The organism is Psychroserpens mesophilus (assembly GCF_000826645.1).
In the GTDB taxonomy this organism is placed as follows: domain Bacteria; phylum Bacteroidota; class Bacteroidia; order Flavobacteriales; family Flavobacteriaceae; genus Psychroserpens; species Psychroserpens mesophilus.
This window is the reverse complement of sequence record NZ_JXJP01000006.1, coordinates 149,941-162,592: the sequence shown is the minus strand read 5'-3', so window position 1 is coordinate 162,592 and position 12,652 is coordinate 149,941. Positions and strand designations below refer to the sequence as shown.

The window sequence follows — 12,652 nt, the reverse complement described above, 5'->3', positions numbered from 1 at the left end:
ACAAAACTCTAAATAAACCACACTTCGGTTTTAGTGCTAAATTAAGTACCTTTGCAACTTTGTGAGCAAAACTTACATTTTCAGGTCTATTTATGAGCAAATTCCACGAAACTATCGAGGTAAAAGGTGCCAGAGTGCACAACTTAAAAAATATTGATGTCTCCATTCCGCGTGAACAATTGGTGGTCATTACTGGTTTATCAGGAAGTGGTAAATCATCATTGGCATTCGACACCATTTATGCTGAAGGTCAGCGTCGTTACATTGAAACATTTTCTGCCTATGCACGACAATTTTTAGGTGGCTTAGAACGTCCTGATGTTGACAAAATTGATGGTTTGTCTCCTGTAATTGCTATTGAACAAAAAACAACGAGCAAATCGCCTCGATCTACTGTTGGAACCATTACTGAAATTTATGATTTCTTAAGACTTCTTTATGCTCGTGCCAGTGATGCGTACAGTTTTAATACTGGTGAGAAAATGGTAAGTTATAGTGATGAACAAATTAAAGATCTTATCAAAGAGAGTTATAATGGTAAACGTATTAACATTCTCTCGCCTATTATTCGTTCCAGAAAAGGTCATTATCGTGAACTTTTTGAGCAAATCGCTAAACAAGGTTTTGTAAAAGTAAGAACAGATGGCGAAGTTCGTGATCTGGTTAAAGGCATGAAACTGGATCGTTATAAAACACATGATATTGAAATTGTCATTGACCGACTCAAAATTGATGATACTGCAGATAACGACAAACGTCTTTCGGAAACCATAAACACAGCCATGTATCATGGTGAGGATGTGTTAATGGTTTTAGATCACGACACTGAAGAAGTTCGTTATTTTAGCCGAAACTTGATGTGTCCATCTTCTGGAATTTCCTATCCAAATCCTGAACCGAATAACTTTTCATTCAACTCACCAAAGGGTGCTTGCCAGACTTGTAATGGTATTGGAACTTTGTATCAGGTTAACGAAAATAAAATTGTTCCAGATGATAGTTTATCTATAAAAGCTGGTGCATTGGCGCCTCATGGTCCACAAAAAAACAGCTGGATTTTCAAACAATTTGAAACTATTGCACAACGTTTCAATTTTAGTTTGACTGATGCTTTTAAAGATATTCCTGCTGAAGCTAAACAAATGATCATGTATGGTGGAAACGATAAGTTTTCAGTAGAAAGTAAAACCTTAGGTGTTACTCGTGAGTATAAAATAGAATTTGAAGGTGTTGCAAATTTCATTGACAGTCAGTACAAAAATGCTGAAACTACATCGCTTAAACGTTGGGCCAAAGACTATATGGATAAAGTTACTTGTCCGACCTGCGAAGGCTCTCGACTAAGAAAAGAATCCCTGTATTTTAAAGTCAACGGACTCAACATTGCCGAATTAGCTCATAAAGACATTGTAGATTTTGCTGCTTGGTTTGAAGATTTGAAACAACACCTTAGCGATACACAATTTAAGATTGCTGAAGAAATTATAAAAGAAATCAAAGCCAGATCAAAGTTTTTATTAGATGTTGGTTTAGATTATTTATCCCTAAATCGAAGTTCAAAATCGCTATCAGGTGGAGAAGCACAACGTATCAGATTAGCGACTCAAATTGGTTCTCAATTGGTTGGCGTCCTTTATATTTTAGATGAACCTAGTATTGGTTTGCATCAACGTGACAATGAAAAATTAATCAATTCATTAGTAGCGCTTCGAGATATTGGAAATTCGGTAATAGTAGTTGAACATGATAAAGACATGATTGAACGTGCCGATTATGTAATTGATATTGGTCCGAAAGCCGGAAAATATGGTGGTGAAATTATTAGTATTGGTACGCCTTCTGAGTTATTAACGCACGATACGCTAACGGCAGATTATCTCAATGGAAAAAAAGAAATTCCTGTTCCTGAGAAGCGTCGCAAAGGCAATGGAAAAACCATTGAGCTTAAAGGTTGTACAGGCAATAATTTAAAAAATATATCGATAAGTATTCCGTTAGGAAAAATGATCGGTGTTACTGGTGTTTCTGGAAGCGGAAAATCGACACTAATTAATGAAACGCTTTATCCTATAATGAACGCGCACTATTTTAATGGTGTTAAAAAACCGATGCCATATAAGAGCATTGAAGGTTTAGAGCATATTGATAAAGTCATTGACATTAACCAGTCGCCTATTGGCCGAACACCAAGAAGCAATCCTGCCACATACACAGGAACCTTTAGCGAAATTCGTAGTTTATTTGCCAAGATTCCTGAGGCAATGATTCGAGGATATAAACCTGGTCGTTTTAGCTTTAATGTAAAAGGTGGTCGATGTGAAACTTGTCAAGGTGGCGGTTTACGTGTTATTGAAATGAATTTCCTTCCAGACGTTTATGTAGAATGTGAAACGTGTCAGGGCAAGCGTTTTAACAGAGAAACCTTAGAAATTCGCTATAAGGGCAAGTCAATAAGTGATGTTTTGGATATGACCATGAATGAAGCAGTAGATTTTTTTGAGCACATTCCTAAAATTCACAAAAAACTAAAAACTATCGTTGATGTTGGCTTAGGTTACATCACACTCGGTCAACAAAGTACAACACTTTCTGGTGGTGAAGCACAACGTATTAAATTGGCAACTGAACTGAGTAAAAGAGATACAGGAAACACCTTTTACATTCTTGATGAGCCTACAACTGGTTTGCATTTTGAGGATATCAGAGTGTTAATGTTGGTTCTTAACAAACTTGTAGATAAAGGAAATACCGTTTTGATTATTGAACATAATTTAGATGTGATTAAAATGGCAGACCATATTATTGATATAGGTTATGAAGGTGGACAAGGTGGAGGAAAAGTTGTTGCCAAAGGCACTCCCGAAGAAATCATTAAAGACAAAAAGAGTTATACAGCCAAATTCTTGAAGAAAGAATTATTACACTCCTAAATTGGGCTAAAAAAAGGAATATGTGCTGTATACAATAATTTGTTTGTCCAATCACTAGTATCAGGACTATTCATAAACAAATTTAGCTATCTTAGAATTAATAACATTAAAACTAATATTATGAAAAGTATTCTTTGGCTAGTAGCAGTAATTTGTATAATCGGTTGGTTACTAGGTTTATTAGGTATTATACCTGGAATTGGAACAAGTAGTTTAATCCATGTTTTATTGGTAATTGCGATTATTGTGATTTTGTATAACATTATAACGGGTCGTAAACCATTATAGATTATAATACATGATATATTAAGGCAATCCAATTTGGGTTGCCTTTTTTGTTTATAAGTCAGCTAACTATTAATGTATAAATTATCATTTTTATCTCTATTTCTCTTATTTTTGTGACTTTGACAAGTGCTTAACTATTATATTATACATGAGAAAAGAACTAAATGCTAAAGGTTGGAATGAAATTAAAACCAACGACTCTTGGGCCATTTTTAAAATTATGGGTGAATTCGTAAGTGGTTACGAAAAACTAAGTAAAATTGGACCATGCGTTTCTATTTTTGGATCAGCAAGAACAAAACCAGATCATAAATATTATAAACTAACTGAGGAAATTGCCACGAGAATCGTTGAACACGGTTATGGTGTTATTACTGGTGGTGGACCAGGAATCATGGAAGCAGGAAATAAAGGTGCTCACATTGCTGGAGGCACTTCTGTTGGATTAAACATCGACTTGCCTTTTGAACAGCATGACAATCCGTACATCGATTCAGACAAAAGCTTAGACTTCGATTATTTCTTTGTTAGAAAAGTAATGTTTGTTAAATATTCGCAAGGATTTGTTGTGATGCCAGGAGGTTTTGGTACTTTGGATGAGCTTTTTGAAGCGATGACCTTAATACAAACCAACAAAATCGAAAAATTTCCAATCATCTTAGTAGGAACCGATTTTTGGGGAGGTTTGATGGATTGGGTTAAAACTACGTTGTTAAACGCAAATAATAATATTAGTCCGAAAGACTTAGACCTGATACATGTTGTAGATACAGCAGATCAGGTAATCGATATTTTAGACAGTTTCTATAAAGAATATGGATTGAGTCCAAATTTCTAAAACCAACATTTGCTCTTTACGAAGGCTATGAAAAAGAAAATATGTTTGGTGTGGATGCTTTGCATCTTTGCATTTCATGGATTGCATGCTCAGGAGAATTTTAAATTGATGTTTTACAATTTATTAAACTTTCCTTTAGAGGACGCTGTACCTAATCGTTTGCAATATTTAGAATTAATTTTAAACGATTACAGACCAGACCTATTTATGGTATGTGAACTTAATAATGAAACTGGAGCAAACAATATCTTGAGTAGTCTTCAGTTTATAAATCCCGATTACCAAAGCGCTATTTTTGAATTTAATACGTCTGATGATAACATTAGTGATCAGAATGATCTTCAAAATTTAATCTATTACGACAGTTCTAAATTTGTTCTAGAAAGCCAAACGATTATCACTAGTATTTTTAGAGATTTTAATCATTACCGAATGAAAATCAATTCGGTAGAATCTAATACGAATCCTGTTTACATTGATATCATAGTGTGCCATTTAAAAGCCTCTAGTGGTATTGAAAATCAAGCATTACGTTTTCAAATGATTGAAGATTTAATCGCTTATTTGGAAACATTACCTTCAGATAGTAATGTGGTTTTAGCTGGCGATTTAAATGTATATACAAATTCTGAACCGGCTTTTGAAGAACTCTTAGATTTAGACGACACCAATACTATAGATTTTATTGATCCAGCAAACCAGGTTGGAAGCTGGCATAACAACACCAATTATATTGATGTGATGACGCAATCGACAAGAACTCAAACTGGTTTTGGTGGTTCTACTGGTGGATTTGATGATCGGTTTGACTTTATCCTGACTTCTGAAAATATGCAAACGAATCAGGAAATTAAGTTTGTTGAAGACACATATAAAGTCTATGGAAACAATGGAAATATTCAATGCTACAACCAAGCTATTAATTCTTCCGATTGTGCAGGAACAGATTATTCAGCATTCATAAGAGATGCTTTACATGATTTTAGTGATCATCTTCCAGTCACTTTAGAGTTACAAACCAACCAAACCTTATCTCTAGAAACATTTTCGGTAATTAAAGCTTTACAATTTGCTGGATCAAATATAGTTAGCGATGTTCTTATGCTCAAGTTAAATCCTTCAGCTCAATTGAACACAGTAATAATTAACAATAGTTTAGGACAAATTATCAAAACTATTTCTGTTCAAAATTCGTTATATATTGAAGAGAACATCTCTTCTATGGCAAATGGTATATATTATATAACCTCTCCAGAGGTACAGATTAAACCTTTAAAATTCATTATAGCACATTGAAATTAAAACGATCCCTTTGTATTGCAATTAGTTTGTGCTTATATGCCGTTGGTTTTGGTCAAAATACTATGGACCTAAAAGCCGATTTTGACATTGAAAATAAAACCATTTATATAAAACAACGCATCGTTTATCATAATTCAAGTAGCGATACTTTAAAAGTGATTTACCTTAACGATTGGAACAACGCTTACTCTACAAAAAAAACACCTTTAGCGAAACGATTTGAAGAAGAATTTAGCTTAAAATTCCATTTGGCTAAAAGTAATCAACGTGGTTATACAACAATCACTGATTTAAAAAATAAAACGGGTGATGTCCTCAATTTTAACAATCCCATCGGGCAACCAGATATTGTAAAAATTCAATTAGATGCTCCTCTATTACCCAATCAAAACTATGAACTTAATCTAACCTATAATTTAGTCTTACCTGATCATACGTTTACAGGCTATGGTATTACTGAAAACAAAGAATTTAATTTAAAATATTGGTACCTAACTCCTGCCGTTTATGATGGAAACTGGCAAATATACAGTAACAAAAATTTAGATGATCTGTACACACCAAAAGCGAACTTGAATTTTGAAATTACATTTCCGCTTGGCTATACGTTTATTTCTGAATTGAATACCGTTGACATTCAGCAAACTAAAAATGAACAAATTATTAAGCTATATGGTAAAGACAGGGTTAATACAACCTTTGTACTGGTAAGGTTTTCCGAATTTAAATTTGTACAAACAGATGATTTCAGTATTGTTTCAGATATCAATAGTAAAAGTATTACTGCTGAAGAAAAAGCACTGATTACAGATAAAATAACTCGTTATATTACGCAAAATCTAGGGGATTATCCACACGAGCGACTTCTAATTACAAAAAGCGATTACAAAAAAGACCCATTATATGGCTTGAATCAGTTACCTGATTTTATCAGACCGTTTCCAGATAGCTTTCAATATGAATTAAAACTGCTTAAAACTGCTCTAAAGAATTATCTGGACAATACACTATTAGTAAATTCGAGAAAAGATTACTGGCTTAAGGAAGGTATTCAGATTTATTATCTGATGAAGTATATTGAAGACTTTTATCCAGAAACGAAAATGATTGGAACGCTTGCAAATGTTTGGGGAATTAGATCTTTTCATGCTGCCGATTTAACTTACAACGATCAATTTGTATTGTTTTATATGCAAATGGCAAGAACTAACAGAGATCAGGCCTTAACAACGTCTAAAGATTCCCTTTTAAAATTCAATTCAAATATTGCCAGCAAATATAAAGCTGGTGTTGGTTTAAGATATTTAGACGATTTTGTAAACAACAATACCGTCGAATCTACTATTAAGCAATATCTAACTCATGAGAAACTTAAAATCACATCGTCAACAGCTTTTGAAAATCTTCTGAAGAAAAACACAGGTAAAGATGTGAGTTGGTTTTTTACTGATTATGTTAATTCACGAAAAAAGATTGATTTCAAAATAAAAAATGTTGAAGCGACAGAGGATTCAATTACATTAACAATCATAAACAAGAGAGATAATTCTGTCCCTGTATCATTGTTCACTCTTGATAAAGATTCTATTTTATCTAAAACATGGATTGAAAATATTAATAAAAGCAAAACACTCACCATTCCAAAAAATGAAAACGCAAAATTTGCTTTAAATTATGATAATACCATTCCTGAATTTAACTTAAGAGATAATTACAAATCCCTTAACAGTAATTTTTTAAATAATAAACCACTTCAATTTAGACTTATACAAGATATAGAAGATCCTTATTACAATCAGGTGTTCATGATGCCTTTAATTGAGTTTAATAATATTTATGATGGATTAACACTTGGTGGTAAATTTTACAACAAAACTCTTCTAAGAAAACGTCTTAGTTATAGAATTTCACCACAGTATGGAACCAACTCAAAATCTCTAACTGGAGGTGCTGCCATTAATTATACTCACAATATTGAAGACAGAGATTTATATGGTATATCTTATGGTATGAAAGCTAGTTATGCTTCATTTGCTGAAGATGCTTTTGTGACCAGAATTTCTCCAAGTCTGTTATTTAGTTTCAGAGATAACGACGACCTTCGTTCTGATATCTTTAAAGAGTTAAATTTTAGATTTCTGTCCATTAGAAGAGATGTTGGTGATGATACAATTTTTGAAGTTGACAATGATATTATTGAAGTCCCAGATTACAGTGTGTTTAATCTAAGATACGTCACAGGAAAACCTGGAATTATTAATTTTAAACGCTGGTTTTACGATCTTCAGTTTGCAGAACGCTTTGGTAAATTTTCAGTCAATTATGAGTATCGAAAATTATCAGAACGAAATAGACAATTCAATATTCGCTTTTTCGCTGGAACATTTTTATATAATAGAACAGATTCTGAATCAGACTACTTTAGTTTTGCTTTAGACCGACCAACAGACTACCTTTTTGATTACAACTACTTAGGTCGTTCAGAATCATCAGGTATTTTTAGTCAGCAAATTATCATTGCCGAAGGCGGATTTAAATCTATGTTAGAAACACCATTTGCCAACCGTTGGATGACCACTGTAAATGCAAGTACCACGTTATGGAAATATATTGAAGCTTATGGAGATTTAGGTTTAGTAAAAAACCGTAGTGAAAATCCAAATGTTGTATACGACTCTGGTATTCGCTTGAATTTAATAACAGATTATTTTGAAATTTACTTTCCAATTTACTCCAATTTAGGATGGGAAGTTGGTCAGCGAAATTATGAAGAACGTATTCGTATTTTATTTACCTTAGATCCTGGCAGACTTTTAGGATTGTTTAGACGTAAATGGTTTTAGAAAATTCTTAACCAAATCCATATTTATTAACCCAAAATAAGAATTTCGTAAAAAATATTATGTTTTTATGATAATTTCTTAAATTTATAACAAAACACAACGTTGTAAAACATAGAAACTTTAGTTAAATTTGTAACATATAATTCAAGGCTATGCAAACCGATTCTAATATAAAAACTGATTTAACTTTTGAGGACTTTAAATCTGAAGTTTTAAACGACTATAAAATTGCTCTTACTAGCAGAGAATGTAGTTTACTAGGACGACGTGAAGTCTTAACCGGAAAGGCTAAATTTGGAATTTTTGGTGATGGAAAAGAAATCCCACAACTCGCTTGGGCAAAAGTTTTTAAGAATGGAGATTTTAGATCTGGTTATTACAGAGATCAAACCTTCATGATGGCCATCGGTGAACTCACTATAGAACAATTTTTTGCTGGTTTATATGCCAATACCGATATTACTGAAGAGCCAATGTCTGCTGGAAGACAAATGGGAGGTCATTTTGGAACTCATAGTCTTGACGAGAATGGAGAATGGAAAAACTTAACAGAACAAAAAAATTCGAGTGCAGATATCTCTCCTACAGCGGGTCAAATGCCAAGGCTTTTAGGATTAGCGCAAGCTTCTAAAATTTACAGACAAGTTAAAGGCATCGATGCTGCTAACTTCTCTAAAAATGGAAACGAAATTGCTTGGGGAACAATTGGTAATGCCAGTACAAGTGAAGGCCTGTTTTTTGAAACCATCAATGCTGCTGGAGTTTTACAGGTTCCTATGGTTATCAATATTTGGGATGATGAATATGGCATTTCTGTGCATGCTAAGCATCAAACAACAAAAGAAAACATTTCAGAAATCTTAAAAGGTTTCCAAAGAGATGAAAACAATAAGGGTTACGAAATATTAAGAGTTAACGGCTGGGACTATCCTGCATTAATTGAAACGTATCAGAAAGCCGAGTACATGGCACGAGAAGAGCATGTTCCGGTAATGATACATGTCTTAGAATTAACACAACCTCAAGGGCATTCTACCTCTGGATCTCATGAACGCTATAAAAGTAAAGAGCGTCTGGAATGGGAACAAGAATATGATTGTGTTGCTCAAATGGAGAAATGGATGATTAGCAATAATATCGCTAATCAAGATGAGCTTGATGCTTTGTCTAAAACCATTAAAAAGAATGTTCGTGATGGAAAAAAGGCAGCTTGGAATTCCTATTTAGAGCCTATTAAAAAGGAACAAAACGAAGCTTTAGCGTTATTAATCTCACTTTCAGAGTCAAGTTCTAACAAAGTATTTATCAATAAAATTATCAATGACCTTAAACGCATAGATGAACCTGTAAGAAGAGATATTGCTTCTGCTGTCCGAAAAGCATTACGATATGTAGTTTCTGAAAAATCTATTGAAAAAAATAATGCTCAAACATGGATCAACTCTTATATGGAATCGGTTCAACCTAAATACAGTTCGCATTTATACAGCAATTCAAAATATGCAGCAACAAATATCAAAGAAGTAGTTCCTACTTATGATAACAATGCCGAACACGTTGATGGCAGACTCGTTTTAAGAGAAAACTTTGACGCCATTTTTAATAACTACCCGCAAGCTTTAGTTTTTGGAGAAGATGCTGGTAATATTGGTGATGTTAATCAGGGCTTAGAAGGTCTTCAGGAAAAATATGGAGAACTTAGAGTTGCTGATGCAGGTATTAGAGAGGCTACCATTCTCGGACAAGGAATTGGGATGGCAATGCGTGGTTTAAGACCTATTGCTGAAATTCAATATTTAGATTATATTTTATACGCTTTGCAAATCATGAGTGATGATTTGGCAACATTGCAATACAGAACCAGAGGTAAGCAGAAAGCGCCTTTAATTGTAAGAACACGTGGTCACAGACTTGAAGGCATCTGGCATTCTGGTTCACAACTAGGAGGTATTATCAATCTCATAAGAGGCATTCACGTTTTAGTCCCAAGAAATATGACAAAAGCTGCAGGTTTTTATAACACACTTCTAGAAAGTGATGAACCTGCTTTAATTATTGAATGTTTAAATGGTTATCGTTTAAAAGAAAAGCTACCAAACAATATAGGCGAATTCAAAACACCTATTGGAGTTGTTGAAACTGTAAAAGAAGGTACCGACATAACACTTGTATCCTATGGTTCGACACTTCGAATTGTTGAACAAACAGCTAAAGAACTTCTTGAAGTCGGAATTGATGCGGAAGTCATAGACATTCAATCCTTATTACCTTTTGATATTCATCATGATATTGTAAAAAGTATTTCAAAAACCAACAGGTTAATGGTGATTGATGAAGATGTCCCTGGAGGAGCTTCGGCTTATATTTTAAATGAAATTATAAACACTCAAAATGCATTTCAATATTTAGATTCACAACCTAAAACTTTAGCTGCGCAACCACATCGTCCAGCCTATGGAACTGATGGTGATTATTTCTCAAAACCTTCTGCTGAAGATATTTTTGAAGCAGTATATAACGTGATGCATGAAGTAAGTCCTAGTGATTATCCAAAATTGAGATAATGTTAAAAATTTAATAGATAAATACTTAAAACCTTTCATTACTATGGAAGGTTTTTTTGTTCTAAAAATTTATAAATGATATAAGTCATAAAATAAGCTGTGAATATTTCATATTTTAGAAGCTATATGTAAATTAATAATAAATGCTCACAGAAGAACTTATCAAATCATTCAAAACCAATTTAGATGTAATTTCATATTTAAAAAAGCACAAAAACGATCATCCCGATTACGTGTCTGCTTTAGAAAAATACGAGTATGAACAGCAATTACTTCCTCTTCAAGCTGAACTTGTAGATTTTCAGCGATGGGTTCAAAAAGAAAACAAAAAAATAGGAATCATATTTGAAGGTCGAGATGCCTCTGGTAAAGGTGGAACGATTAAGCGTTTTAAAGAACATCTTAATCCGAGAGCAATGCGAATTGTAGCCTTAAATAAACCCACAGAAGTTGAAAAAAACCAATGGTATTTTAACAGGTATATCAAAGAATTGCCTAACGCTGGTGAGATTGTCTTTTTCGATAGAAGCTGGTATAATCGAGCCGTTGTAGAGCCTGTTATGGGTTTTTGCACAAAACAACAGTATAACCGATTTATGATTCAGGTCCCTGAATTTGAAAATATGCTGTATGAATCAGGAACCACTATTATTAAATTCTGGTTTTCAGTCTCTAAAGAAGAACAGCAGCGTCGTTTTGAAAAACGATTGAAAAACTCACTCAAAAAATGGAAATTTAGTCCAGTTGATGAAAAAGGTCAAGAATTATGGGATGATTTTACAGTACATAAAAACCAAATGTTCTCGCGAACTCACAACTCCTTTTCGCCTTGGGTCGTAATCAAATCAAACGATAAAAAACAAGCTAGATTAGAAAGTATTAAATACGTATTAAGTTTGTTTGACTACGATAATAAAGGAACTAATTGCAAAGCTCTTTTACCTGATCCTAATGTCGTTCAACGCTATTTTAGAAATACCATTCAACTTGATCAATAGATTTTAATTATTATGACAGAAAAAGATTTAAATACATTAAACTCAAAAAAAGGCATTGAAGCATTATTACGTCAAAATCGCATTGATACTAGCAAAGCAGTCCAAAGTGTAAAATATGAAAAACGTCTTGAGAAGCTTCAAGAAGAAATGCTCATACTTCAACAATGGGTAGCTAAAAACAATAAAAAAATTGTAATTCTTTTTGAAGGTCGTGATGCCGCCGGAAAAGGTGGAGCAATCCGTCGAATCATTCAACACTTACCTCCTAGAGCTATTCGTGTTGTCGCTTTACCAAAACCAAACGAAACTGAAATAGGCCAATGGTATTTTCAGCGTTATATAAATCGCTTACCAAATAATGGAGAAATTGTGTTTTTTGATCGAAGCTGGTATAACAGAGCTGTTGTAGAACCTGTTAATGGCTTTTGCACAAAAAAAGATTATGATATTTTCATGGGACAAGTCAATGAATTCGAAAAAATGATACAAGATTCTGGTATCTATTTATTAAAACTGTATTTCTCAATTACAAAAAAAGAACAAGAACGCCGTTTTAAAGACATTATTAGTTCAACAATTAAGAAATGGAAATATAGTGATGTCGACAAAAAAGCCTTATCACTTTGGGATGACTATACACGATTTAAAGAAGCTATGTTTGAACATACACAGAAGCACGCACCATGGAAAATCATAAAAGCGAATAGAAAAACAAGTGCTCGAATTGCTGCTTTTGAATATATTTTAAAAGAAATCCCTTACGAAATCAAAGATATTGAAACGATAAAGCATAAAACATTGCGTTCAATTTTAAATGATTAACTGTTGTCATGCTATTCAAAAGCTTGGAGCATTATTTTTGATTGTTACCCTTTCAGTGGATAAAAAG

8 protein-coding genes are annotated in these 12,652 nt (G+C 33.3%); all 8 read left to right on the top strand.

The window, feature by feature from the left end; translation table 11 throughout:
- Positions 1-92: 92 nt before the first annotated feature.
- A complete protein-coding gene (uvrA, locus tag TD18_RS06855) occupies positions 93-2,930 on the top strand; it encodes an excinuclease ABC subunit UvrA (protein WP_040250372.1) in 2,838 nt (945 codons plus the stop codon).
- Between the two features lie 120 nt (positions 2,931-3,050).
- Complete coding sequence (locus tag TD18_RS17110) at positions 3,051-3,218, top strand: lmo0937 family membrane protein (protein WP_040250367.1); 168 nt, start codon at positions 3,051-3,053, stop codon at positions 3,216-3,218.
- 148 nt (positions 3,219-3,366) lie between these two features.
- Positions 3,367-4,056 (top strand): LOG family protein, encoded by a 690-nt coding sequence (locus TD18_RS06845; RefSeq protein ID WP_040250365.1) that lies wholly within the window; start codon positions 3,367-3,369, stop codon positions 4,054-4,056.
- Positions 4,057-4,083: 27 nt separating this feature from the next.
- Positions 4,084-5,352, top strand: coding sequence for an endonuclease/exonuclease/phosphatase family protein (locus tag TD18_RS06840; RefSeq protein ID WP_152611327.1), 1,269 nt, complete (start codon positions 4,084-4,086; stop codon positions 5,350-5,352).
- Positions 5,349-8,201 carry a gluzincin family metallopeptidase gene (locus TD18_RS06835; protein WP_040250361.1) on the top strand — a complete coding sequence of 951 codons (2,853 nt, stop codon included), beginning with the start codon at positions 5,349-5,351 and terminating at the stop codon, positions 8,199-8,201. Before TD18_RS06840 ends, TD18_RS06835 begins: the two co-directional genes overlap by 4 nt.
- A gap of 152 nt (positions 8,202-8,353) precedes the next feature.
- Positions 8,354-10,765 (top strand): alpha-ketoacid dehydrogenase subunit alpha/beta, encoded by a 2,412-nt coding sequence (locus TD18_RS06830; RefSeq protein ID WP_040250358.1) that lies wholly within the window; start codon positions 8,354-8,356, stop codon positions 10,763-10,765.
- A 143-nt stretch (positions 10,766-10,908) separates the two neighbouring features.
- On the top strand, positions 10,909-11,763 hold the full coding sequence (gene ppk2 / locus TD18_RS06825; RefSeq protein ID WP_040250355.1) for a polyphosphate kinase 2: 855 nt from the start codon (positions 10,909-10,911) through the stop codon (positions 11,761-11,763).
- A 6-nt stretch (positions 11,764-11,769) separates the two neighbouring features.
- On the top strand, positions 11,770-12,585 hold the full coding sequence (gene ppk2, locus TD18_RS06820; RefSeq protein WP_040250351.1) for a polyphosphate kinase 2: 816 nt from the start codon (positions 11,770-11,772) through the stop codon (positions 12,583-12,585).
- Positions 12,586-12,652 lie beyond the last annotated feature (67 nt).